The following is a 22,056-nucleotide window of genomic DNA, read 5'->3' as shown; positions in this document are numbered from 1 at the left end:
ACCCACGGCTGCGCGACCTGGGGGCGGCCGGTGTGCCGGTACGACCCACGGCGAGCGTCCGCACTCTCTACGCCCCCGAGGCCGACCTGTTCGTGAAGACCAGCCTGCACGTGCGGATCACCAACTGCCTGCGCAAGAACGCCCGCTACGAACTCACCGGCGCTGTGGCGCTGACCGACCTGCTGGCCCGGGTGCCGTTGCCGGACGGGGTGGGGCTGCTCGCCGAGCCCGCCTACCGCACTGTCGACGTCCCCGGCCCGGACGAGGCGTACGGGACGATCCTGCGCGCCGGTCTGCGTCCGCACCTGCGTCCCGGCGACACCCCGGTGCTGGCGGCGGCGCTGGCGGCGACGCCGCTGGTGACACCGGATCCGGTGGCCTGGTGGCGCGCGTACGTCGCCCTGCTGGTGCCGGCGGTGCTGCGCAGCTGGCTCAGCCACGGCGTCGTGCACGAGGCGCACCTACAGAACGTGGTCGTCGTGCTCGACCGGGATCGCCGCCCGGTACGCATGCTGCTGCGCGACCTGGAGGGGGTGAAACTGGACGCCGACCGGTGGGGCGCCTGGCCGGACGGCGTCCCGGCGCAGGTTCGCTACGGTCCCCGGGCCGCCCACCGCCGGATCGTCTACTGCCTGTTCGTCAACCACCTCGGTGGGATCAGCGGGGCACTCGCCGACGCGCGGCCGGGAATCGAACGGCGGCTGTGGCAGGAGCTGCGGGCCGTCGTCGAGACGGTGGCCGCCGACCTCGGCGATCCAGCCGAGCTGCGCGCGCTGCTGACCGGGGAGCCGCTGTTGGCCAAGGCGAACCTGCTGGTCCGGTGGCGGCGCGACGCCGACCGGGCCGCACCGTTCGTGCCGGTGCCGAACCCGCTGGGTGGGCCACGATGACCCGACCGGTCTACGTCCACGACCTCGACGCGCTGGCCGGGCAGGCCCGAGCCATCCGGGCGGCGCTGCCCCGGTCGGTCGAGCTGCTCTACGCGGTCAAGGCCAACCCGGATCCCGGTGTGCTGCGAACCCTCGCTCCGATCGTCGACGGGTTCGAGGCCGCGAGTCGGGGTGAGTTGCGGAGGCTGGCCGAGGTGCTGCCGGGGCGGGCGCCGGCCGCGTACGCCGGGCCGGGCAAGACCGACGAGGACCTCGCCGCCGCTCTCGCCGCCGGGGTGCGTCGCATCCACGTCGAGTCGCCCACCGAGCTGGCGCGACTCGGCGCGCTGGCCACCGCAGCGGGCCGGTCGGCCCAGGTGCTGCTGCGGGTGAACCTGCCGGTCGACGCGCCGGGCGCGAGCCTGGTCATGGGCGGTGGGCCCAGCCCGTTCGGCATGGACCCGGCCGACACCGTCGCGTGCGCCCGCCGCCCGCCCGCCGGCATCGACGTACGCGGAATCCACGCCCACCTGGCCAGCGGGTTGGACGCGCCGCTCGCCGCGACCGTCGCCGCCGCCGTGGTCGGCTGGGCGGTGGCCGAGGTCGACGCCGTCGAGGTCGACGTCGGCGGAGGCATGACCGTCGACTACACCGACCCGGCCGCGCGTTTCGACTGGGAGGGCTATGGCCGGGCCCTGGCGGACGTCGTCGACAGGCACCCGGGAGTGCGGCTGCGCATCGAGCCGGGCCGGTCGGTGACCGCCCACTGTGGGGCGTACCTCACCGAGGTCATCGACGTGAAGCGCTCGTACGGCGAGTGGTTCGTCGTGGTGGCCGGCGGGACACACCATCTGCGGACACCTGCGGCGAAGGGGCACGCGCAGCCGTTCACCGTGCACCCCCGACGTGGTGCCGGCGGTCCCCGTACCGACGGCGGGCCGGTAACCGTGGTCGGGCAACTCTGCACCCCGAAGGACGTGCTGTCCCGGTCGGCCACCGCCGGGCCGATCGGCGTGGGCGACGTGTTGGCCTTCTCCATGGCCGGTGCGTACGCCTGGAACATCAGCCACCGTGACTTCCTGCTGCACGAGCCTCCGCACTTCCGCACCGGTGACCTGCGGGAAGTCGCCGCCGAGTGGGCGGCCCGGCCGTTTGGGACGTGAGCCCGAGAGGCTCGGTTGGCTCGGTGTGTTATCGATAACATGCTATCTTTCGACCCGGGAGTGAAGGGCACGCTCCCGGTCACCCGAGCCAGCGGACGAAGACGCGCCGAGGGGTTTTCCCCTCCCGCCGCCTTTCCGATCGGTGACCAGTCCGGGCCCCCCGTTGATGCCAGGCGACCACTGTTGGTCGTCGAACGGCAAGGAGCCCAAGCAATGCTGAGACGTAGGTTCTTCCTCCCATCCATCACGGCTGCGGCGCTTCTCCTCGCGGCCACCACCGGCGGCGTGTTGAGCGGCGGCTTCGGTGCGACGGCGGTGGCCGCCACCAACGGCACCCTCGCGGCGACCGCCGGCTGCGGCAAGGCCCCCACGCTCGCCAGCGGAACGCGAACGATCCAGAGCAGCGGACAGAGTCGTACGTACAACCTGCGGATCCCGGACGGGTACGACCGCAACCACCCGTACCGACTGATCTTCGGCTTCCACTGGTTGAACGGCTCGGCCAACAACGTCACCTCGGCCGGCTACTACGGGCTTCAGCCGCTGTCGAACAACAGCACGATCTTCGTCGCCCCGCAGGGTCTCAACGCCGGCTGGGCGAACACCAACGGTCGGGACCTGACCCTCTTCGACGACATCTCCCGGCAGATCGAGAATGACCTCTGCGTGGACACGACCCAGCGTTTCGCCCTGGGCTGGAGCTACGGCGGGGCGATGAGTTACGCGGTGGCCTGTGCCCGGCCCACGATGATCCGCGCGGTGACCGTGCTGTCCGGCGCCAACCTCAGCGGGTGCAACGGGGGCACCCAGCCCGTCGCCTACTTCGGCATCCACGGCATCTACGACAGCGTGCTGAACATCTCCCAGGGTCGGCAGTTGCGCGACACGTTCGTCCGAAACAACGGCTGTACCGCGCAGAGCCCGCGCGAGCCGAGCCGGGGCAGCCTCACCCACATCACCACCGCCTACGCGGGTTGCCGAGCCGGCTACCCCGTGCAGTGGGCGGCGTTCGACGGGGACCACACCCCCAGCCCGGTCGACGGGTCGGGCAGCCCCAACGACTCGCGGACCTGGACCTCGGGTGAGATCTGGAGGTTCTTCAGCCAGTTCGAGTCGACCACGCCTCCGACGACCCCGCCGCCGACCGATCCGCCCACGGACCCGCCGACCACTCCGCCGCCCACCGGTGAACCCGGCGCCTGCACCGCCACCTACCGGACGCTGAACACCTGGCCGGGCGGCTTCCAGGCCGAGGTGACAGTGGCCAACAACTCCACCACGGCCCTGAACGGCTGGACCGTGGGTCTGACCCTGGCCAGTGGCCAGGCCATCAGCAGCCTGTGGAGCGGCACCAACACGGGCACCACCGGCAGCGTCACCGTCAGGAACGCCGCCTACAACGGCACAGTGGGCCCGAGCGCCTCGACCAACTTCGGTTTCACCGCCACGGGCAACGGCGCCACCGCACCCAGCAACGTCACCTGCACGAGCCTCTGACCGGGGCAGCACGAGGGCCCGGGGTCAACTGACTCCGGGCCCACCCGGCCCGGGTGCGCTGGGTCAGCACGACGCAGGCCAGCACCACCACCGCCGACACGACCGAAGCATGTGTGACGGTCTCGCCGAGCAGCAGCGCCGACCAGATCAGGGTCAGCACCGGCTGGGCGAGCTGGATCTGGCCGACCTTGGCGATGCCACCACGGGCGAGACCCGCGTACCAGGCGAAGAAGCCGAGGAACATCGAGATCACGGTGAGGTAGCCGAACGCCGACCAGACAACGGCGTCCGCCTGCGGGGGACGGGCGACGGCCGCGACGGCCGCGATGGGAACCGTGGCGGGCAGGGAGAGCAGCAACGCCCAGCAGATCGTCCGGGCGCCGCCGAGCTCGCGGGCGAGCACCCCGCCCTCGGCGTACCCGAGGCCGCAGAGCACGACCGCCGCCAGCAGGAACAGGTCGGCCAGGGACGGGGCACCGTGCACCGCACCGCTGCTGGCGAGGAACGTGAGCACCGACAGCAGTCCGGCGCAGCTGGCGATCCAGAACAACGGCGGCGGACGCTCGTTCGATCGCAGCACCGCGAAGACGGCCGTCATGGCGGGCAGCACGGTGATGACGACCGCGCCGTGCGCGGAGGTCTGCGTGGTGAGCGCGAGCGACGTGAACAGCGGAAAGCCGACGACGACACCGAGCGCGACGATCGAGAGCCGCCGCCACTGCCCGCGGGTGGGCGGCGGTGCACCGGTGAACCGCAGGTACGCGTACGCCAGTAGCGCCGCGCCGACCGCCCGGCCGAAAGCGACGAACCACGGGTCGAGATCCTGCACGGCGACGCGGGTGGCCGGCAGCGACATGCTGAAGGCGAGCACTCCCAGCGCGCCGAGGGCGAGACCGGCGCCCCGTCCCGCTGTTACTGCCGTAGGGTGAGTAGCGCTACTCTGTGCCGTCATGGGTAACAGTAACGCTGTTGATCCTGTCGTGCAGGATCTGCGGAGGCTGATCGATCGGGCGGCACCCGGCGTGCGCCTGCCCTCGGTGCGCGAGCTGACTGCCCGCCACCACGCCTCACCGGTCACGGTCGCCGCCGCGATCCGACAGCTCGTTGCCCAGGGGCTCATCGAGACCCGGTCGGGCCGGGGCACGTTCGTGGCCAGTCGGCCGGACCAACGGAGCGCACCGGACCTGTCGTGGCAGACGGTGGCCCTCGGCCCCCGCCGGCCGGGCGAGGAGGAGATGCAGGCGTTACTGGCGTTACCGCCCGCCGGGGCTATACCGCTCTCTGGTGGTTATCTGGCGCCGGACCTCCAGCCCGCCGGTCCGCTCGGTGCGGCGTTGGCCCGCGCTGCCCGCCAGCCCTCCTCCTGGGAGCGCGGCCCGGCCGAGGGGCGCGAAGATCTGCGCGCCTGGTTCGCTCGCGAGGCCGGCACGGGGCTGCGCCCCGACGACATGGTGATCTGCCAGGGCGGGCAGGCCGCGCTGTCGTCGACGCTGCGCGCGCTGACCACGCCCGGTGACACCCTGCTCGTGGAGTCCCCGACCTATCTGGGCGCGCTGGCCGCCGCGCGCGCGGCCGGGTTACGGCTGGTACCCGTACCCGCCGACGTCGACGGCGTGCGGCCCGACCAGCTCGCCGGCGCGTTCGCCCGTACCGGCGCTCGGTTGTTCTACTGTCAGCCGCTCTACGCCAATCCGCACGGTGCGACGCTCGCCGTCCAGCGCCGAGCCGCGGTCGCGGCCACCGTTCGCGACAACGGGGCGTTCCTGATCGAGGACGACTACGCCCGCGACCTGACCATCGACGGCGAGCCGCCGCCGCCACTGGCCGCAGACGACCCGGACGGGCACGTCATCTACCTGCGCTCGCTGACCAAGTCAGCCGCACCCGGCCTGCGGATCGCCGCGATCGGTGCTCGCGGCCCGGCCGGCACCCGACTGCGGGCTGCTCGACTGCTCGACGACTTCTTCGTCGCCGGGCCGCTGCAGCAGGCCACGCTGGAGTTCGTCACCGCACCGGCCTGGCCCCGGCATCGCCGAACCCTGCGAAACGAGCTGCGCTCCCGCCGTGCGGCGCTGCTGTCCGCGCTGGCGCGGCACCTGCCGTCGCTGACCCCGCAGGGCATTCCCCGCGGCGGACTGCACCTGTGGGTCCGGCTGCCCGACGGCACGGACGACGTGGCGTTGGCCGCCGCCGCTGCCGCCAAAGGCGTCGTCGTCTTTCCCGGCCGACCCTGGTTCGCCGCCGAGGCTTCGGCGCCGCACCTACGTCTCACCTACGCCGCGGCCCCGCCGGAGCTGATGGACGAGGCGGTCCGCCGGCTCGCCGCGGCACTCGACCGGCGATAGCGTCCACCGGGCACCGACTGGTGGGGCGCGGCGGGTTTCGATCCGCGCGAAGGCGGCGGCCGCGCCGCGCAGGCCCCGTGCGGCCCTGGCACACAAACTCGGGTATCCAAGCCATCGACGGGTCTCTACACCTTGGCAGCGGTGCGCGCCTCCGCTACCGTCCATGGGAACGCTCCCACAAACTTAGAAACGTCAATGTGATCTGGAGGCAACACGTCGTGGCTATCCTCTCCTCGCTTCGCCGCAGATCGGCGGCCGTCAGCGTGGCGGTCATCGCGGGCGCCACAGCCGTCGGCGTCTGCCTCGCCGTCAGCAGCGCCTCCGCCGGCACGCTGTCCGGATCGCTCTACCGCGACCCGAGTTCGGCAGTCGTCCGCTGGGTCGCCGCCAACCCCGGTGACTCGCGTGCCGCCGTCATCCGCGACAAGATCGCGAGTCAGCCGCAGGCCCGTTGGTTCGCAAACTTCAACCCCTCGACCGTGCAGTCCGAGGTCTCCGGGTTCATCGGCACCGCCAACGCGGCGCAGCAGATCCCGGTGCTGGCGGTGTACGAGATCACCAACCGGGACTGCGGCGGGGCCAGCGCCGGTGGCGCGCCGGACCTCAACCAGTACCAGACGTGGGTGTCCAACTTCGCCAGAGGACTGGGCAACCAGACCGTCATCATCATCCTGGAAACCGACTCGCTCGCCCTGCTGACGTGCCTGAGCAGCGCCGAGATCAATGCGCGCAACCAGGCGATCTCGACGGCCACCCGGACCATCAAGGCGGGCAACCCCAACGCCAAGGTTTACCTCGACGGCGGCCACTCAACCTGGAACAGCGCGGGTGAGACGGCCAACCGGCTCCGGGCGGCCGGCGTGCAGTACGCCGACGGCTTCTTCACCAACGTGTCGAACTACAACTCCACCTCCAGCGAGGCGAACTTCGGCCGCGCGGTCATCTCCGCCCTCAACGGCATGGGCATCTCGGGCAAGCGCCAGGTCATCGACACCAGCCGTAACGGGGGCGCCAGCGGCGACTGGTGCGGCGACGACAACACCGACCGGCGCATCGGGCAGTACCCGACGACCAACACCGGCGACGGAAACATCGACGCGTACCTCTGGGTGAAGCCGCCGGGAGAGGCGGACGGCTGCCGCTACACGGCCGGTTCGTTCCAGCCCGACCTGGCCTTCAGCCTGGCCAACGGCGCGCCCAATCCGCCGCCGACCACGCCGCCGACCACGCCGCCGACCACGCCGCCGACCACGCCGCCGACCACGCCGCCGACCACGCCGCCCACCACGCCGCCGACCACGCCGCCAGCCGGTGACGGCTGCTACGCGTCGGTCGCTGTCAACCAGTGGGCCGGTGGCTTCACCACGAGCGTGACGGTCACCGCCGGCAAGTCGGACATCAACGGCTGGACCGTGACCGTCGCGCTGCCCAGCGGCGCGGTCACCAGCACCTGGAGCGCCCAGGCCAGCGGCACCAGCGGAACCGTCGGGTTCACCAACGTGAGCTACAACGGACGGGTCCTCGGCCGGCAGTCGACGAGCTTCGGCTTCCAGGGCACCGGCACCGGCCCGAGCACGACGGCCACCTGCGTGACCAGCTGACCCCAGCCGATGCGACGGGCCCGGCGCGGAGAAACCACACTCCGCGCCGGGCCCGTCCCTGTCCTGCGGTACGAACCGGGGGCGTTGGTGTCCGTCTTCGGCGGCGGGCAGCACTTTGGTCTGGGCGCAGACGAGCTCAACGCCTCACGTCGGACAGCCATGCGTTTGTCGAAGGTGGACTTTCGGGCGTCATGGACGACCGTCCATCTTGGTATGGTCGATCTCGACTTTGGGGGAGCGATGCCGGAAACCGAGCTGGTCAGATTTGTTGTCCGTGACGGCACCTCGGTCATTGTCGAGGTGGAGGAGGAGCGGCGCGGCTCGACTCCCGCCGGCCGGCGCGTAAATGGCGTTCGGGACGCACGCGAGTTCTTCGAATCGAATCTGACTCATATTCGCGATGCGGCCGAAGCCGTACTCGCCGATCTGCGCAAAGCGTCGAGTCCCGACGAGATCAAGATCGGATTCGGAGTCAAGTTGACGACCGAGGTCGGCGCTGTGATCGCCCGTTCGGCCGTGGAGGGCAACATCTCGGTTGAGCTGCTCTGGCGGCGCGATGATTCCACGGACATCCGCGAGCCATGACCTATGCCGATGAGGTGTGGCGATTGGAGGTGATCGGTGAGGCCACGGGATGTGGCTTCGCTGTCACGCCGACCCGTGCACTCACCTGCGCCCACCTCATCGGGCCCGGGCAGCGGCATTGTCGGGTCGCCTCGCTGCCCGGCACCCGTGCCGTAGCCGTCCCCAGCGCGTACGACAAGCACGTCAACCCAATTCCGGACATCGCCACGATCGACATTTCCGGTCACCCGACGGACGCCGTCGCGCCGATGGGACCGGCAACCCGGCCCACCGCGGGAGCGGTCCTCGATCTCTTTGGGCTCCCGGACCGCGGCCGGGAAGGGCGTCGGAGTCAAGCGCGGGTGTCGGGTCCGAGCCGCACCGGCGAGTGGATCCAGATCGACGCCGTCCATGGCCACACGGCATGGGTTGAGCCCGGCTTCAGCGGCGGTGCCGCCACGGACGCGGCCACGGGACTCGTGGTCGGCATGGTCGTCAGCGCGGACAGGTCGCTCTCGGAACGATCGGCTTGGGTCATTCCAAACGACACCATCGTCGAGAGCACGCCGTGGCTCGCCGCAGTGCTCGCCGATCCGCTCACGGGAGACCCCGACTACGTTGCCCTGCTGCGGTCCCTCAACGCCCGGCGCTACACCGCGGCTCTCGATCGGCTTCCCGATCTGCACAGCAGGCACCGCCGCAGCTCGGATCTGTACTACTACTGGGCAATCGTGCTGCTACAAGGCGTCCGCCCGGCGAACCACTCCGGCGAGGTCATCGACGGCATCGAGCGGTTACTGGGCGAAGCATGCCGCCTCGACTCCGGCTCGGCACACGCGCAGGCGCTCCTGGCGCTGGTCCGGGAGGACTACTACGGCCTGCGCAGTCTGCCGATGTCAGGTCGCGATGACCACCACGAGCTGACCGCAAGCCACGTGACGTCCGGCCGCGCGACCGAAATCATCAGCCACGTCCCGGCGACGGAGTGTCTGACCTGGCGCAGTCTTTATCGGCGATCCATGGGATGAGATGGCATGACGCAGAACCACAGTAGGCAAGAGCTGGTGCACAAGTACTTCAACCTGGTGCCGCAGAAACCCTCGTACGTCGGGGCCCTGATCGCGCTCGGCGGCGGCGGTCTGCTCCTTGTCGTCGGCGTCCTGTCGCTCATCGGTGCCTCCACCGACAGCGGCCTGGCAGGCTTGGCATGCCTCGGCTGCCTGGGCTTCCTCGGCGGTGGTGCGGCCGTCATCTTCGGTGGGATCAAGCTCGCCGGGACATACTCGGCCTACAATTCGGGAATCGCCGCGGCCTTTCCCCGGGCCGCCGACAGTCAAATGGATGGCTGGCTGCAGGAGGGTGAGAACTACGCAGCGGACGCCGGCCGTCGGCGATTGAACCGCCACCCGGGCGAAGTCACACTCAAATGGGGTGAGAACCTTCTGGTCTTCCACGGCTTCCCGCCGGATGTCCCATACCAGATTGCCCGCGGTGCTGACGGCGTCCTGCGCGCCTCGCTCTACAAGATCCTGGTCGTCTACTTGTCGAACTATCGGCTTCTGACCTACGAGGCCACCCTCGACATGCGCACCGGCGCGACGGTCAGCGACGCCACCAAGGAATACCACCTGCAGAGCGTGGACGGGCTGGAGACTGCAAGTGACCGCGTGAACTTCTTCCTCCCGCCTGGAAACCAGGCGGCACCGCCCCCCGGCCAACCGATGCCGCCGAACCCGACGGCGATCCCGATCGCCACCGCCAGCGGGGGCATCGTGCACGTGACCGGCAGGCAGACCCTACGGCTCATGGTCGCAGGACGGCCGGCCATCGAGCTGGTGATGGGTATCTCCGCCACAGACCAACTCCACATCGAGGGCGTCTCGGGCTCGACCACGGAGGGAATGATCCACACCCTTCGGGAATACCTACGTCGCCACAATGGAGGCATGTCAGGGCAGACGAGCGTACCCAGCAGCCTCCCTCCGCTACCGCCGCTCGGCCCGGAGTGACGAGCGCCGGCGGTGGCTGGCGTTCGGTCCAAGCGGGCAGGCCCGCAGGCTGACGACGCCAGTGACGTGACCGCGAACGTTGGTCTTCGTCCGGGTCGGCAGTGAGGGCGGTGGTGAGCACCGCGTTACGGAGCAACACGCGCGAGTAGCCCGCCGGAGATACCGGTGGCCAGGCCACGTCCGGAGTTCTGGGCGGCCAGTGCCGGCCCGCAGCAACCGTCGGCGTTGGCGGACTCGTCCGGGTTGCTGTTGCACACCCCGGTCTCTGGTAGGTCGAGTTGGACGTCGCGGGCGGCGGCCCAGTCGCCGGCGAGGGCGGCGACGACGGAGCGGACCTGCTCGTAACCGGTGGCCATCAGGAAGGTCGGCGCCCGCCCGTAGGACTTCATGCCGACGGCGTAGTACCCCGACTCGGGGTGGGTGAGCTCGTCCACGCCGTGCGGGGGCACGGTGCCGCAGGAGTGCTCGTTGGGGTCGATCAGCGGGGCCAGGGCGCGAGTGGCGCCCATGACTGGGTCAAGGTCCAGGCGCAGCTCGGCGGCGATGGAGTGGTCGGGGCGGAATCCGGTGGCCGCGACGATGCGGTCCACGATGGTTTGCTCTTCGCTGCCGTCGGCATGGCGCACGACCACGCTGACCCGGCCGTCGGTGGGGGTGAGGGCGTGCACGGCGAAACCGGTGAGCAGGCGGATCCGGCCGGCGTCGACGTGCGCGCGTAGCCGGGAGCCGAGCGCGCCGCGTGCGGGCAGCGCGTCGGCGTCGCCGCCGCCGTACGTGCGCGCCGGTGAGGTGGTGCGGATCGCCCAGGTCACCTCGGTGCCCGGGGTGGATTCGGCCAACTCGGCGAGGGAGAGCAGGGTGTTGGCGGCGGAGTGGCCGGCGCCGACGACGAGGGTGTGCCGGCCGGCGAAGCGGTCCCGGTCGGTCCCGAGGACGTCGGGCAGCGCGTGCTCCAGATACCCGGCGACGTCGCGCTCACCTCGGGCGGGCAGTCCGGAGGAGCCGAGGACGTTCGGGTTGCCCCAGGTGCCGGAGGCGTCGATGACCGCGCGGGCGAGCACCTCCTGGCCGTCGGCGAGGCGAACGAGGAACGGCGTGCTGTCGCGGCCGGCGGTGCGCAGGCGGTCGAGGTCGAGGCGGCTGATCGCCTCGACGCGGGCGCCGTAGCGCAGGTGCGGCTTGAGCTGCGGCAGCTCGGCGAGGGGCTGGAGGTAGTCGTCGGCCAACTCGGCGCCGGTGGGCAGGGCCTCCAGATCGGGGGCGACCCACCCGGCGTCGTCGAGCAGGCGGCGGGCGGCGGGGTCGATGTTGTAGCGCCACGGGGAGAAGACCCGCACGTGGCCCCACTGCCGCACCGCGGCGGCGGGGGTGTCGCCGGCTTCCAGGACGAGGAACGGTAGGTCACGCTCGTGCAGGTGCGCAGCGGCGGCCAGGCCGACCGGGCCGGTGCCGATCACCACGACGGGCAGGTCATCCAGGGCGTTCATCAAGTGTCTCCTCTGTGTCGAGAGTTGTCGAATCAAGCAGGTGGACGGCGGCTGTGCGGCGGGGTGGAGAGTTGGTCAGGTGATGACGGGGCTGCGGCGCTCCAGCAGGATCACGTCGCGCCACCGACCGTGGTGGCGGGCGACGCGCTCGCGTACGCCGATGACCCGGAAACCGGCGCGCTCGTGCAGGCGGAGGCTGGCGGTGTTCTCGCCGAAGACACCGGACTGGATGGTCCAGACGCCGGCGGCTTCGGTGGAGGCGATCAGGGCGTCGAGCAGGAGGCGGGCGACGCCGCGGCCTCGGGCGGCGGGGTCGACGTAGACGGAGTGCTCGACCACGCCGGCGTAGACCGCGCGGGCGGAGGTGGGCGAGACGGCGATCCAGCCGATCACCATGCTGTCGTCGCCGACAGCGACGAGGCGGTGCGCGGGCAGTTTGCCGGCGTCGAACTGTGCCCAGGTCGGCGCCGTGGTCTCGAAGCTGGCGTCGCCGCCGTCGAGACCCGCTTGGTAGATCGCGAGCACCCGTGCGGCGTCGCCGGCCGTCATGGGGCGAACGGTGATGTCGGCCATCAGCAGGCTCCGTTCGGGTGGGGGGCGGGTCGGCTCATGACGACGTCGGCGGCGGAGGCTGGTCTGGGTGTTCTCGCTCATCACACAACCTTTCGATCAGGGGACTACCGGACGCCGACCAGGGCGTAGGCGGTGTCACGGACCTGGTCGTAGCGCCGCTGTGCCGCGGTGGACACCCGAGCGCAGGAGTCACAGAAGCGCGCTCCCGCTCGGGCCTGCGCTGAACGCCGTGCCGCGCCGAACATGACGACCCCTTCCCACGACGTCTGTCTTGACGTTCGTCGAATCAGAGAGTTGCACGCTGCTTAGACACCTGTCAACCTAGAGGCATGTCAAATCAAGCCGGGTCGCTTCCCGTCATCGACCTCACCGCCGACACGCCGTGCTGCCCGCCGCTGGCGCAGAGCCGGGTGCCGGCGCAGACCGCCGCGGTGCTCGCGCCGGCGTTCAAGGCGCTCGGCGATCCGGTGCGGTTGCAGCTGATGTCGATGATCGCCTCCGCGAAGGACGGGGAGGCGTGCGTCTGCGACCTGACCCCGGCGTTCGACCTGACCGGGCCGACGATCTCGCACCATCTCAAGACGCTGCGCGAGGCCGGCCTCGTCGACGCTGAACGCCGCGGCACCTGGGTGTACTACCGGGCCCGGCCGGCGATCCTGCGCCAGCTCGCCGGACTGCTCAGCGTCGAACCGGCCGTCGTGGTCTGAGGCCTGGGCGGCGACCCGGGCCGGCCAGGGCGGTGGCGACGTGGGCGGACTACCCCGCGCCCGCCACCCAACCGTCATTTGACACCCTCGCGATCGCTCAGTAATCATTGACTCAATGAATACTGAGCTTGGTGCCTTGCAGGGGCGCGCTCGGATCCACGCCGCGCTCGGCGACCCGGCGCGCCTGGCGATCGTGGACGCGCTCACCCTCGGCGACGCCTCGCCCGGAGAAATCGCCCACGACCTGCGGATACCGACGAACCTCGTCGCCCACCACGTCAAAGTCCTCACCGACGCCGGCCTCGTCGTGCGCGGGCGCTCCGAGGGCGACCGGCGCCGCACCTACCTGCGGCTGCGCCCCGAAGCCCTCACCGCACTGAACCCCGCGCCCTTGATCGGCGTGGGACGGGTGGTGTTCGTGTGCACCCGCAACTCCGCCCGCTCGCAACTGGCCGCCGCTCTCTGGTCCGAGCGCACCCACACTCCGGCCGCGTCCGCGGGGACACAGCCCGCCGAGCGGGTCCACCCCCGTGCCGTCGCCGTGGCCCACCGGCACGGTCTGGACCTCGACCCGAGCAGCACCAACCGTGTCGCGGACATCGTGCGCGACGACGACCTGGTCATCGCGGTCTGCGACAACGCCCACGAGGAACTCGCTGCCCCAGCCCGACCCCGCCTGCACTGGTCGGTGCCCGACCCCGTCCGCCTGGACACCGACGACGCGTTCGAGACGGCGTTCGCCGACCTCGCCGCCCGCGTCGACCGGGTCGCCCCCGTCATCACCCCCGCCATGAGCAGCTCCGGAGGACCCCATGACTGACACCCAGGCGTACCCGCAGATGTCCATCGACCAACAGCTCGCCCTGCGCACTGCCGCCACCCGCCTCACGGCTGAGTTCACCGGCGTCTACGGCACCGAAACCATCGAGCGGTTCCTGCACACCAGCTACGACCAGTTCGCCACCGTCGGCAGCATCCCCCACTATTTGCCGCTGCTCGCCGAACGCTTCGCCCGTCAGCGCCTGCAGGCCCTCGCCCGCGTCGAGGGCCACCACCGCGACGGCCGCCCCGTCGCACTGTTCCTGTGCACCCACAACGCCGGACGCTCGCAAATGGCGTTGGGCTTCTTCACCCACCTCGCCGGCGACAACGCCGTCGCCTGGTCCGGCGGCAGCGAACCCGGTGTCGAGGTCAACCCCGCCGCCATCGCCGCGATGGCCGAACGCGGCATCGACATCGCCGCGGAGTTCCCCAAGCCGTGGACCGACGAGGTCATCCGCGCCGCCGACGTCGTCATCACCATGGGCTGCGGCGACGCCTGCCCTGTCTTCCCCGGCACCCGCTACGAGAACTGGGACCTCGACGACCCCGCCGGGCGCAACCTCGCCGACGTCCGGCCGATCCGCGACGACATCGAACGCCGCGTCCGGCGCCTCCTCGACGACCTCCACGTCGCCCACCCGGCATGACAGACCCGACCCACACCAGCGACCGAGAGCCGACGGGAGTGCCAGTGAGCACCCGCACCACCCCTGACACCGACCCGGGCGAGAGCGCCGTCGTCGGCCGCCTGTCCCGACTCGACCAGTTCCTGCCGGTCTGGATCGGGCTGGCGATGGTCGCTGGCCTGCTCCTCGGTCGCCTGATCCCCGGGCTGAACAGCGCGCTGGACGCGGTGCAGATCGGCGGGATCTCGCTACCGATCGCGGTCGGCTTGCTGATCATGATGTACCCGGTGTTGGCGAAGGTCCGCTACGACCGGCTCGACACCGTCAGCGGCGACCGCCGGCTGTTGATCTCTTCGCTGGTCCTCAACTGGGTCGTCGGCCCCGCGGTCATGTTCGCCCTGGCCTGGATCTTCCTGGCCGACCAGCCGGCCTACCGCACCGGTCTGATCATCGTCGGTCTGGCCCGCTGCATCGCCATGGTCATCATCTGGAACGATCTCGCCTGCGGCGACCGCGAGGCCGCGGCGGTGCTGGTCGCGCTCAACTCCGTCTTCCAGGTTGTCGCCTTCGGTCTGCTCGGCTGGTTCTACCTCTCCGTGCTCCCCCAGTGGCTGGGGCTGTCCGGGGCCGAGCTGAACGTGTCAGCGTGGGACATCGCCGGTAACGTGCTCATCTTCCTCGGCATCCCGCTGGTCGCCGGCTACCTCACCCGCCGGCTCGGCGAACGCGCCAAGGGCCGCGACTGGTACGAGGCCCGCTTCCTACCCCGCATCGGCCCGGCCGCCCTCTACGGGCTGCTGTTCACGATCGTGATCCTGTTCGCGCTGCAGGGCGACGCGATCACCAGCCGGCCCCTGGACGTCGTCCGCATCGCCCTGCCCCTGCTGGTGTACTTCACCCTGATGTGGGCCGGCTCCTACGCCCTCGGCCGGGCCATCGGCCTCGGCTACGCACGCACCACCACCCTGGCGTTCACCGCCGCCGGCAACAACTTCGAACTCGCCATCGCCGTCGCGATCGGCACCTTCGGAGTCACCTCCGGCCAGGCCCTCGCCGGAGTCGTCGGCCCCCTGATCGAGGTACCAGTCCTCGTCGGACTCGTCTACGTCTCGCTCTGGGCACGCCGCCGCTACTTCACGTCCACACCATCCACCACCACATCCGCCTAACCGGTAAGGGAACCACAGTGAGTGACAAGCCCAGCGTCCTGTTCGTCTGCGTCCACAACGCCGGCCGCTCCCAGATGGCCGCCGGCTGGTTACGCCACCTCGCCGGCGACACCGTCGAGGTCCGCTCCGCCGGCTCCGCCCCCGCCGACACCGTCAACCCCGCCGCGGTGCAGGCCATGCGCGAGGTCGGCATCGACATCACCGACCAGACCCCGAAACTGCTGGAGTACGCGTCCGCGGAATCGTCCGACGTCATCGTCACCATGGGCTGCGGGGACGCCTGCCCCGTCTTCCCCGGCAAGCGCTACGAGGACTGGAAACTCGACGACCCCGCCGGTAAGGGCGTCGACGCCGTTCGCGGAATTCGCGACGAGATCCGGGCCCGGGTGCAGGCACTCCTCACCGACCTCGTCCCCGTCCCCTGAGTCACACGCATCCGCCCCCATGGGGCCCGCCTCGAACCCGACTCAACCTGCCGACTCAAGATCTGTAGGCGGAGCGGGGTGGTTCTGGTCGCGCCAGGACCGAGGCGAGATTCCGTACGCCTGTCTGAACACCTTGCTGAAGTGGGTCGCGTCCACGAAGCCCCAGCTCCGTCCTATCGCCGCGATGGTCCGTAGCCGACCTTTCGGGCCGGCCAGCTCTCGCCTGCATTCGGCCAGGCGGCGCGTACGGATCCATTCTCCGAGGCTGATACCCGACCGGGATAGCACAGCGTAGAGGTGACGTATGGAGATGTTGTGTGCGGTGGCTATCCGTTCCGCGGACAGATCAGGATCAGCTAGATGCTGCCGGATGTAGTGAGTGACGCGCAGGCTGAGCGTGGCCTCCAACGGCGCCTTGGCCAGGCTGGAGTCATGGTGCCGGGACGTCAGGACAGCACGGAGGAGTTCGACGCTGGGTTCCACGGCGGCGTCGGCGTGCCCGCCCTGGTGCAGCTCCCCGTCGACGGCGAGCTGATGGAAGTACGTGGAGGCGAGGCGCGCAAGGGGATTGTCGGAACCCAAGGTGACCGAGGTGGCTTCTCGTACCAGCCGGTCGGGGAGCGCGAGTGCCGCGCGGGGGAAACGTATGAAATGGTGGTCGACTCCCTCGGCGAAGCTGAGTGTGTAGGGAGCGATCGACTCGTACACGGCGAACTCCCCTGGCCCCAGTGCGCACTCGCGACCGTTCTGCGCCACGATGCTGGTACCCGTCACCTGTAGGCCGAGGAAGACGGCCGGTTCCTCGTCCGCCTGAGCCAGCCGCTGCGTTCGATGGACGGTGACCGCGGTCGCCCGCGCCGAACAGATCCGGACGGGTCCGATGGCGCCGAGACCCATTCGGACGGAGATGCCCTCGGCCGGCGGCCGGTGGTCGATGTCGACCGCGACCACAGAGTCCCACACCGCGTACCGGATCGCTTCCTCCCGGTCATGCGGAGGTATGAACGCGGTGTCCAGGACGGGACTCATGAGACAGACCCTCGTCTGCGTCGCTCATGCAGGCGGCCTGCCGGTTCCCACACACGTACCCCCTCGACAAGTCCCGTTCCGACATCACTCGGACGAGTTTGCCCGCCGTGCGACGGCTTTCACGGGCAGGCGCAGCCTCTCGCTTGATGCAGCACCGACTGAGGCGGTGCATCACAGACAAAGTTTCCTGCACGGACGGCAAAGTCCGAAACCCACGACAACTTTATGGTTCGTGGCGAGGTCGTCGCTGAGGCGACACCACCGACAGAAGGACTTCATCGTGCAACGAGTATCCATGACGCCCCGCAGGCGCATCGGATTGCTGGGGGCTTTGGCTCTCATCCTCTCCGGCGGTCTGGTGGCCAGCCCGATGACGGCTGCGCCGGCCCACGCCGCCTACGGTCCGTGCAACACGACAGTGCACCGCACCGATGGATTGGCCGTCTACAACTACTACGTGGTTCCCGCGCGTACCGGCAACGGTCTCAGCTGTTACATGCAATGGCAGACGGGCAGCTCCAACGCCGTGCGGGCGTTGCAGAACGCCATCCTCCGCTGCTACGGCAGCACCTATGCCGCCCGGCGCATCCGCGACACCGGGGGGGCAGACGGCTTCTACGGCACCGGCACGGTGGATGCCGTTCGGTGGCTCCAGGCAAACCGCCTCGGCGTGAGCGCTGACGGCGTATACGGGCCGGCGACCCGTCAGGCGATGTGGTGGCCGGACTACTGGCGTGATCCCCGAGACGGATCGGTTGATTTCATCAGCTGCTATAACCCGCCGTTCTAGTCTCGCAACCTGTGCCGACGCTGACTTTCGTGCCGAAGTCAGCGTCGGCGTCCTTTGGCATCAGGACCGTTGTATCGCTAGCTGATCCTCGGTTCCGGCGCCGATGGCGAGCCGGGTCCTGCGGGCGGTGGCGGTGATCCGGGCCGTGACGTGCAGGAGCCGGTAACTCGGCGTGCCCGGATGATCCGGAACCTCAGGTTCGACGCGAGCGCGCCCACGGCGCGGACCCTCATCCGACAACTGTCAACGTGGACCGGAGTTTCGTAGGTCCGTGACGGCCAGCCGCGATCCGGCGTGTTCGACGAGGGTGGCGATGGTGTGCCGCAGGCCCCGCGGGAGGATCAGGCGGTCGTCGAGGGTGAGGTCGTAACCCTTGATGAAGCGGGGGGTGTCCCAGGTGGATTTGCGGAGTCGCTGCAGCTCGTAGGGAGCTTGCGTCATGCGAACTCGCGTAGAGACTCCCTAACCCGATGCTCCGCCTGTGTCCGTAGGCCAATGACCTGCGGCTTTCTGCTTTCTGCCTTTGCGTGCCGATCGCTTCGCGGCCTTGCTGCGATCGCTTGCCGAAGATCGTTCAGTGCTTGGTTGGTGACGCCGTACTGGGCGAAGTCGTCAGGATCGAGCAGGGTGGCTTGTCCGAGAGCGTCGGCGAAGATGCGCCGGTCGAAACCACGGTCAGCGCGCTGAGCGAGGGTGAGGAGGGCTTCGCGGGTATAGCGGCCGGATCGGAGCGTGGCGTCGATGTCGATGAAGTCACGGGCGAACGCTCGCCCGTAGAGGGCGCTCATCTTGTTCGCGACCGCGTCGTCCGGGTGGAGGACCGGTCCGATCGCCATGAGGATCGGTTCGTTGGCACGCCAGTCCACGCCGAGCTCGACCTTGGAAACCCGCACCCCGTCGGTGACGGCCAGCCGGGCGAATGTGTCGTACTGCCGCTCGGTCTCGACGGTCAGGCCGTCGTCTCGGTAGGCGTGCACGACGGCGGTGACCGCGGCGGTGAACTCGTCGCGGCGGTCCCAGGCGGTGAACAGGTCGACGTCCTCGCTCGGCCTCTCGAGAAGCCCGGCGGCCTGGACCGCGTAACCGCCGGCCAGAGCGAAGCCGTATCTATCGGCCGCGCCGAGCCCGGTACGGGCGAGGCGTTCGTGGAAGGGGTCCACCGCTACGCCGCGTCGCTACGCCGCGTCGCTACGGGTCGCGGCGAGTTCGGGAAAGGCTTCTTCCCAGCGCTGGCGGAGCTGGGGTGACAGCCAGAGGGTGGGCCAGAGCCGCCGGAGAAGGTCAGCGTCGAGCCAGGTGTTCAGATCCTCGGCCGTGCTGGCTTCGGTGAGCACCACCTTGTACATGCTGGCCAGGCGTGCGGGCCGGTTCAGGTCGTACTCGGCGTGCCCGGACCAGTCGAGGTGACGCGGAAGCGTCACCGTGCCTTCGGTCGGGCCGTGCAGTTCGGTGAGGGTTTCGGCCACCACATAGGGCTTCCGGTCGCCGTAGGTCCGGTAGTCCGCCGGCGGCTGGGGTGATGTCCGGCGCCGGCTGATGTTGGTCGCCCGCCGGACTTCCGGTCGTAGTGCCTGACGGATCGTCTCCCGGCTGTATCCGGTGACCCGCTGCAGATCCACCGGCCGCCACCCGGCCGCATGAAACGCCCGCAGCTGCTCGTCCCGCTCGGTCAATGCCTGCGCGCGCGTCGCCTCGTACCGGGAGACAACCGCATGCAGCTCATCCTCGGAGAACTGACCCATGCCGTCAGCCTACTACGCTAGGCCCAGCACGCTTGGCTTTCCGTCGTGGCTTTGTGACCGGCGGGACCAGCCAAGGTGACGCGATCGGATGAACTCATGTTCCCGTGAAGCCGAGTGCCCGGTATCCGGGCATGCGGCGTGGGAGCGAGGCGGCGAGGATGGGGGAGGCCGGGTCGTGGTAGTCGTGGACCTCGGCGACGTCCTTGCCGGGGGCGGCGCGGATGACGCGCCCGGCGCATTGGACGAGTAGGCCGTCGTAGGAGATCGGGCCGGCGACGTCCCAGCCGGGCGTTCTCCGCCCGTAACCGCTCCACCTCCCGCCGAAGATCGACGAACTCGGCTACCGAACCCATGCCGGCCATCCTTGCGCATCGGGCTTTCGAACACCCCGACACTGGTCCGATATCCTCCGCCGATGGCATCGAAGGGAAACGCCGCGCTGGAGGCGATGATCGAGGAAGCCACCGTCGACGCGTACGGCGACGACGAGCAGCTCACCGGCCTGTTCACCGTGGTCGAGGAGCATCTGGCGGTGCCGTTCACCACCACCGTCCTCGGCGTCGAGGTCACCGTGCGCAAGATCGACCTGACGGCGGACAGCATCGTCGCGGTCTGCGCCCGAGGCCGTCACCGGCAGAGGATCGATCTCCTCGACCTGCCGCTACCCACCCCCGCGCCGGACGGCGCCGCGTGGATCGACGCCTACCGGCACTGGGCCGGGAGGTAGGCCACGATGAGCGAGTACCAGTACTACGAATTCACCGCCGTCGACCGACCCCTCACCTCCCGAGAGCGGGCCGAGCTGCGGTCGCTATCGACCCGGGCCGACATCACCGCCACCAGCTTCGTCAACATCTACGAGTGGGGCAACTTCAAGGGCGACCCGCGCAAGCTGATGGAACGATACTTCGACGTACACCTGTACCTAGCGAACTGGGGCACCCGCCAGCTCATGCTGCGGCTACCGAAACACGTGCTTGACCCCGCCACGGTGGCCCAGTACTGCCAGGGTGACAGCGCATCCGCCTGGGCCGCCGGCAAGCACGTCATCATCGACCTGCACGACGAGGACGAGGACGGCACCGACGAGTGGGATCTCGACGGCCACGGTCTGCTCGCCTCGATCATCCCGGTCCGGGCCGGCCTCGCAGGCGGTGACCTGCGCCTGCTCTACCTGGCCTGGCTCCGCTGCGTACAGTCCGAGGACATCGCCGACGACGAGCCCGAACCGCCTATCCCCGCCGGCATGGGCACCCTCGACGCGCCCCTCACCGCCGTCGCCGAGTTCCTACGCATCGACCCCGACCTGATCGCGGCTGCGGCGGCGGGGTCGTCGCCGGCCGCCGCCGCTGAACCGACCGCGCACAACTACGGCACCTGGGTCGTCGGGCTGCCCGCTCGGGACAAGGACGCCATCCTGACCGACCTGATCACCGGCGGCGACAGCCACCTACGCAGCCGACTGTTGCGCCGCTACCGCGACGCACACCCCACCAACACGCCCACCCCGGCAGCCGCCCGCACCGCCGGGGAACTACTCGCCACCGCCGCGGAGCTGCGCGCGGAAAGAGAACAACGGGACGCCGAGCAGCGCGAACGCGACCGGGTCCGCCGGGAACGGTCCGTAGCAGCCGCCCGGCAACGGCACCTCGACACCCTCGCAGTCGACCAACCCGCCGCCTGGCATCGGGTCGACGAACTCATCGCCACAAAGAAACCACGCGAGTACGACACCGCGGTTCAGCTCCTCGTCGACCTACGCGATCTCGGCGAACGCGACGGAGGCAGCACATCGTTCCGACAGCGGCTGGCCGAGCTACGGGCGGTGCACGCCCGCAAGCCCAGCCTGCTCGAACGCCTCAACCTCGCAGGCCTCGACACCTGACGCCCGGTTCGCGGCCCGGTGACCCTCGCCAGAGTGTGGGAAGGTCGTGAGGCCCCGCGGCGCACCGGGGACGCCCCGGACAGCCGACGCCAACGGCAGTCGTCGGCGACCACGAGCTGGGAGAGATCATCACCAGCCTGCCCGGCATCGGCACCACCCTCGCCGCCGAGTTCTTCGCCCACGCCGGCACCCTCACCACCTACCCCAGCCCCGCAGCACTTGCCGCGCACGCCGGACTCGCAGCGATCTCCCGCGACTCTAGCCGCCGCCAAGGCCACCAGGTCCGACCCCACCGCTACCACCGCGGGCTACGCCGGGTGTTCAGCATGTCCAGCTTCGCCGCCCTGACCCACTGCCCACGAGCGCGGGTCACCCCGGCCGACCGCCGGTCGCAAACCGGGGTTCGTGTGCTCCGGGTGTGCTCCTGGGCTGGGAGAACAGAGGTCCGGGCAACGTGGGTGAACGGGGGCCACTCCCTGCCACCCCAGGTGAACCCCAGGTCGCTAGACTAGGCGCTCGCGCCCCCGTAGCTCAGGGGATAGAGCATCGGTTTCCTAAACCGTGTGTCGCAGGTTCGAATCCTGCCGGGGGCACCTCGAAGGCTGGCAGCCGTGGTGGTTTCTTGTCGGTCCTCTGCGTTATTTCCCGCGAATCCGATCGGGAATCGGGAATCCGGGCAGCCTGGTCCCGGAGTCGTTGAGGGCAATGCCGCCTGCACCGACGATCCCTGAGTATCAGAAGCCAGGGAGGTGA

At 69.9% G+C, this 22,056-nt stretch carries 24 protein-coding genes, 1 tRNA gene and 1 pseudogene; 18 read left to right on the top strand and 8 right to left on the bottom strand.

What is annotated here, in order from left to right; all coding sequences use genetic code 11:
• The 3 genes from KBX71_RS16615 to KBX71_RS16605 form a co-directional block, all read left to right on the top strand.
• Nucleotides 1-890 (top strand): IucA/IucC family C-terminal-domain containing protein (locus KBX71_RS16615; RefSeq protein WP_305798227.1); only part of this gene is annotated, 890 nt, incomplete at its 5' end.
• On the top strand, nucleotides 887-2,032 hold the full coding sequence (locus KBX71_RS16610; RefSeq protein ID WP_210818923.1) for an alanine racemase: 1,146 nt from the start codon (nucleotides 887-889) through the stop codon (nucleotides 2,030-2,032). The genes KBX71_RS16615 and KBX71_RS16610, both read left to right, overlap by 4 nt.
• A 213-nt stretch (nucleotides 2,033-2,245) precedes the next feature.
• Nucleotides 2,246-3,529, top strand: coding sequence for a cellulose binding domain-containing protein (locus KBX71_RS16605; RefSeq protein ID WP_210818922.1), 1,284 nt, complete (start codon nucleotides 2,246-2,248; stop codon nucleotides 3,527-3,529).
• On the opposite strand, the gene KBX71_RS16600 is transcribed toward KBX71_RS16605, so the two are convergent.
• The gene (locus KBX71_RS16600) at nucleotides 3,510-4,481 is read right to left on the bottom strand and encodes a DMT family transporter (RefSeq protein ID WP_210818921.1); all 972 of its coding nucleotides are present in this window, start codon (nucleotides 4,479-4,481) and stop codon (nucleotides 3,510-3,512) included. The two genes, KBX71_RS16605 and KBX71_RS16600, sit on opposite strands and share 20 nt — an antisense overlap.
• Between KBX71_RS16600 and KBX71_RS16595 the strand changes: the two genes are divergently transcribed.
• The 5 genes from KBX71_RS16595 (at nucleotide 4,480) to KBX71_RS16575 (ending at nucleotide 10,048) form a co-directional block, all read left to right on the top strand.
• Nucleotides 4,480-5,874 (top strand): PLP-dependent aminotransferase family protein, encoded by a 1,395-nt coding sequence (locus KBX71_RS16595; RefSeq protein WP_210818920.1) that lies wholly within the window; start codon nucleotides 4,480-4,482, stop codon nucleotides 5,872-5,874. The genes KBX71_RS16600 and KBX71_RS16595 overlap by 2 nt on opposite strands.
• Nucleotides 5,875-6,092: 218 nt before the next feature.
• The gene (locus tag KBX71_RS16590; protein ID WP_210818919.1) at nucleotides 6,093-7,475 is read left to right on the top strand and encodes a glycoside hydrolase family 6 protein; all 1,383 of its coding nucleotides are present in this window, start codon (nucleotides 6,093-6,095) and stop codon (nucleotides 7,473-7,475) included.
• 87 nt (nucleotides 7,476-7,562) lie between these two features.
• Entirely contained in the window at nucleotides 7,563-8,060 is a 498-nt protein-coding gene (locus KBX71_RS16585; protein WP_210818918.1) for a CU044_2847 family protein, read from the top strand.
• 29 nt (nucleotides 8,061-8,089) lie between these two features.
• On the top strand, nucleotides 8,090-9,067 hold the full coding sequence (locus KBX71_RS16580; protein WP_307847112.1) for a serine protease: 978 nt from the start codon (nucleotides 8,090-8,092) through the stop codon (nucleotides 9,065-9,067).
• A gap of 6 nt (nucleotides 9,068-9,073) precedes the next feature.
• On the top strand, nucleotides 9,074-10,048 hold the full coding sequence (locus KBX71_RS16575; protein ID WP_210818916.1) for a hypothetical protein: 975 nt from the start codon (nucleotides 9,074-9,076) through the stop codon (nucleotides 10,046-10,048).
• A gap of 125 nt (nucleotides 10,049-10,173) precedes the next feature.
• Here the strand turns inward: KBX71_RS16575 and KBX71_RS16570 are convergent, their stop codons facing one another.
• From KBX71_RS16570 to KBX71_RS16560, 3 genes are all read right to left on the bottom strand, one after another.
• Nucleotides 10,174-11,535, bottom strand: a complete 1,362-nt coding sequence (locus tag KBX71_RS16570) for an NAD(P)-binding domain-containing protein (protein ID WP_210818915.1) — start codon at nucleotides 11,533-11,535, stop codon at nucleotides 10,174-10,176.
• A gap of 75 nt (nucleotides 11,536-11,610) precedes the next feature.
• Entirely contained in the window at nucleotides 11,611-12,108 is a 498-nt protein-coding gene (locus KBX71_RS16565) for a GNAT family N-acetyltransferase (protein ID WP_210818936.1), read from the bottom strand.
• Nucleotides 12,109-12,212: 104 nt separating this feature from the next.
• On the bottom strand, nucleotides 12,213-12,353 hold the full coding sequence (locus KBX71_RS16560; RefSeq protein WP_210818914.1) for a hypothetical protein: 141 nt from the start codon (nucleotides 12,351-12,353) through the stop codon (nucleotides 12,213-12,215).
• An 84-nt stretch (nucleotides 12,354-12,437) separates the two neighbouring features.
• On the opposite strand from KBX71_RS16560, the gene KBX71_RS16555 reads away from it, so the two are divergent.
• From KBX71_RS16555 to KBX71_RS16535, 5 genes are all read left to right on the top strand, one after another.
• A complete protein-coding gene (locus tag KBX71_RS16555; RefSeq protein WP_210818913.1) occupies nucleotides 12,438-12,815 on the top strand; it encodes a metalloregulator ArsR/SmtB family transcription factor in 378 nt (125 codons plus the stop codon).
• Nucleotides 12,816-12,930: 115 nt separating this feature from the next.
• Nucleotides 12,931-13,635 (top strand): helix-turn-helix domain-containing protein, encoded by a 705-nt coding sequence (locus KBX71_RS16550; RefSeq protein ID WP_210818912.1) that lies wholly within the window; start codon nucleotides 12,931-12,933, stop codon nucleotides 13,633-13,635.
• On the top strand, nucleotides 13,628-14,284 hold the full coding sequence (locus KBX71_RS33760; protein ID WP_307847111.1) for an arsenate reductase ArsC: 657 nt from the start codon (nucleotides 13,628-13,630) through the stop codon (nucleotides 14,282-14,284). The genes KBX71_RS16550 and KBX71_RS33760 overlap by 8 nt, the downstream gene beginning before the upstream one ends.
• Nucleotides 14,285-14,328: 44 nt before the next feature.
• The gene (arsB, locus tag KBX71_RS16540) at nucleotides 14,329-15,432 is read left to right on the top strand and encodes an ACR3 family arsenite efflux transporter (RefSeq protein WP_307847109.1); all 1,104 of its coding nucleotides are present in this window, start codon (nucleotides 14,329-14,331) and stop codon (nucleotides 15,430-15,432) included.
• Nucleotides 15,433-15,449: 17 nt separating this feature from the next.
• Nucleotides 15,450-15,857, top strand: coding sequence for an arsenate reductase ArsC (locus KBX71_RS16535; protein ID WP_210818910.1), 408 nt, complete (start codon nucleotides 15,450-15,452; stop codon nucleotides 15,855-15,857).
• Nucleotides 15,858-15,899: 42 nt separating this feature from the next.
• Here the strand turns inward: KBX71_RS16535 and KBX71_RS16530 are convergent, their stop codons facing one another.
• Complete coding sequence (locus tag KBX71_RS16530) at nucleotides 15,900-16,886, bottom strand: helix-turn-helix domain-containing protein (protein WP_210818909.1); 987 nt, start codon at nucleotides 16,884-16,886, stop codon at nucleotides 15,900-15,902.
• 295 nt (nucleotides 16,887-17,181) lie between these two features.
• On the opposite strand from KBX71_RS16530, the gene KBX71_RS16525 reads away from it, so the two are divergent.
• The gene (locus KBX71_RS16525) at nucleotides 17,182-17,676 is read left to right on the top strand and encodes a peptidoglycan-binding domain-containing protein (protein WP_210818908.1); all 495 of its coding nucleotides are present in this window, start codon (nucleotides 17,182-17,184) and stop codon (nucleotides 17,674-17,676) included.
• A 243-nt stretch (nucleotides 17,677-17,919) separates the two neighbouring features.
• Here the strand turns inward: KBX71_RS16525 and KBX71_RS16520 are convergent, their stop codons facing one another.
• From KBX71_RS16520 to KBX71_RS16510, 3 genes and pseudogenes are all read right to left on the bottom strand, one after another.
• On the bottom strand, nucleotides 17,920-18,117 hold the full coding sequence (locus tag KBX71_RS16520; protein WP_210818937.1) for a hypothetical protein: 198 nt from the start codon (nucleotides 18,115-18,117) through the stop codon (nucleotides 17,920-17,922).
• Between the two features lie 110 nt (nucleotides 18,118-18,227).
• Nucleotides 18,228-18,836 (bottom strand): annotated as a pseudogene (locus tag KBX71_RS16515) (nucleotidyl transferase AbiEii/AbiGii toxin family protein); the annotation flags it as partial.
• Nucleotides 18,837-18,851: 15 nt separating this feature from the next.
• Nucleotides 18,852-19,418: a hypothetical protein gene (locus KBX71_RS16510; protein WP_210818907.1), complete on the bottom strand. Its 567-nt coding sequence runs from the start codon at nucleotides 19,416-19,418 to the stop codon at nucleotides 18,852-18,854.
• A 415-nt stretch (nucleotides 19,419-19,833) separates the two neighbouring features.
• Between KBX71_RS16510 and KBX71_RS16505 the strand changes: the two genes are divergently transcribed.
• The 4 genes from KBX71_RS16505 to KBX71_RS16490 all read left to right on the top strand — a co-directional run bounded on the left by KBX71_RS16505 (nucleotide 19,834) and on the right by KBX71_RS16490 (nucleotide 21,896).
• The gene (locus KBX71_RS16505; protein WP_210818906.1) at nucleotides 19,834-20,145 is read left to right on the top strand and encodes a hypothetical protein; all 312 of its coding nucleotides are present in this window, start codon (nucleotides 19,834-19,836) and stop codon (nucleotides 20,143-20,145) included.
• A gap of 6 nt (nucleotides 20,146-20,151) precedes the next feature.
• Nucleotides 20,152-21,303, top strand: coding sequence for a hypothetical protein (locus tag KBX71_RS16500; protein ID WP_210818905.1), 1,152 nt, complete (start codon nucleotides 20,152-20,154; stop codon nucleotides 21,301-21,303).
• A 116-nt stretch (nucleotides 21,304-21,419) separates the two neighbouring features.
• Nucleotides 21,420-21,815 (top strand): IS110 family transposase, encoded by a 396-nt coding sequence (locus KBX71_RS33755; RefSeq protein ID WP_256442057.1) that lies wholly within the window; start codon nucleotides 21,420-21,422, stop codon nucleotides 21,813-21,815.
• A gap of 8 nt (nucleotides 21,816-21,823) precedes the next feature.
• Nucleotides 21,824-21,896, top strand: a tRNA-Arg gene (locus KBX71_RS16490).
• Nucleotides 21,897-22,056 lie beyond the last annotated feature (160 nt).

Source organism: Micromonospora sp. D93 (assembly GCF_018070365.1).
Lineage (GTDB): Bacteria > Actinomycetota > Actinomycetes > Mycobacteriales > Micromonosporaceae > Micromonospora > Micromonospora ureilytica.
Note: the sequence above shows the minus strand (reverse complement) of the source record. Positions and strands in the feature narration are given on the sequence as shown.

What these genes read in the sequence shown, in the direction of transcription:
- KBX71_RS16525 (WP_210818908.1), top strand. Translation starts at nt 17,182, where the DNA reads ATGACGCCCCGCAGGCGCATCGGATTGCTGGGGGCTTTGGCTCTCATC.
- KBX71_RS16570 (WP_210818915.1), bottom strand. Translation starts at nt 11,535, where the DNA reads ATGAACGCCCTGGATGACCTGCCCGTCGTGGTGATCGGCACCGGCCCG.
- KBX71_RS16530 (WP_210818909.1), bottom strand. Translation starts at nt 16,886, where the DNA reads ATGAGTCCCGTCCTGGACACCGCGTTCATACCTCCGCATGACCGGGAG.
- KBX71_RS16500 (WP_210818905.1), top strand. Translation starts at nt 20,152, where the DNA reads ATGAGCGAGTACCAGTACTACGAATTCACCGCCGTCGACCGACCCCTC.
- KBX71_RS16550 (WP_210818912.1), top strand. Translation starts at nt 12,931, where the DNA reads ATGAATACTGAGCTTGGTGCCTTGCAGGGGCGCGCTCGGATCCACGCC.
- KBX71_RS16520 (WP_210818937.1), bottom strand. Translation starts at nt 18,117, where the DNA reads ATGACGCAAGCTCCCTACGAGCTGCAGCGACTCCGCAAATCCACCTGG.
- KBX71_RS16610 (WP_210818923.1), top strand. Translation starts at nt 887, where the DNA reads ATGACCCGACCGGTCTACGTCCACGACCTCGACGCGCTGGCCGGGCAG.
- KBX71_RS16560 (WP_210818914.1), bottom strand. Translation starts at nt 12,353, where the DNA reads ATGTTCGGCGCGGCACGGCGTTCAGCGCAGGCCCGAGCGGGAGCGCGC.
- KBX71_RS16505 (WP_210818906.1), top strand. Translation starts at nt 19,834, where the DNA reads ATGGCATCGAAGGGAAACGCCGCGCTGGAGGCGATGATCGAGGAAGCC.
- KBX71_RS16605 (WP_210818922.1), top strand. Translation starts at nt 2,246, where the DNA reads ATGCTGAGACGTAGGTTCTTCCTCCCATCCATCACGGCTGCGGCGCTT.
- KBX71_RS16510 (WP_210818907.1), bottom strand. Translation starts at nt 19,418, where the DNA reads ATGGGTCAGTTCTCCGAGGATGAGCTGCATGCGGTTGTCTCCCGGTAC.
- KBX71_RS16555 (WP_210818913.1), top strand. Translation starts at nt 12,438, where the DNA reads ATGTCAAATCAAGCCGGGTCGCTTCCCGTCATCGACCTCACCGCCGAC.
- KBX71_RS16575 (WP_210818916.1), top strand. Translation starts at nt 9,074, where the DNA reads ATGACGCAGAACCACAGTAGGCAAGAGCTGGTGCACAAGTACTTCAAC.
- KBX71_RS33760 (WP_307847111.1), top strand. Translation starts at nt 13,628, where the DNA reads ATGACTGACACCCAGGCGTACCCGCAGATGTCCATCGACCAACAGCTC.
- KBX71_RS16595 (WP_210818920.1), top strand. Translation starts at nt 4,480, where the DNA reads ATGGGTAACAGTAACGCTGTTGATCCTGTCGTGCAGGATCTGCGGAGG.
- KBX71_RS16600 (WP_210818921.1), bottom strand. Translation starts at nt 4,481, where the DNA reads ATGACGGCACAGAGTAGCGCTACTCACCCTACGGCAGTAACAGCGGGA.
- KBX71_RS16565 (WP_210818936.1), bottom strand. Translation starts at nt 12,108, where the DNA reads ATGGCCGACATCACCGTTCGCCCCATGACGGCCGGCGACGCCGCACGG.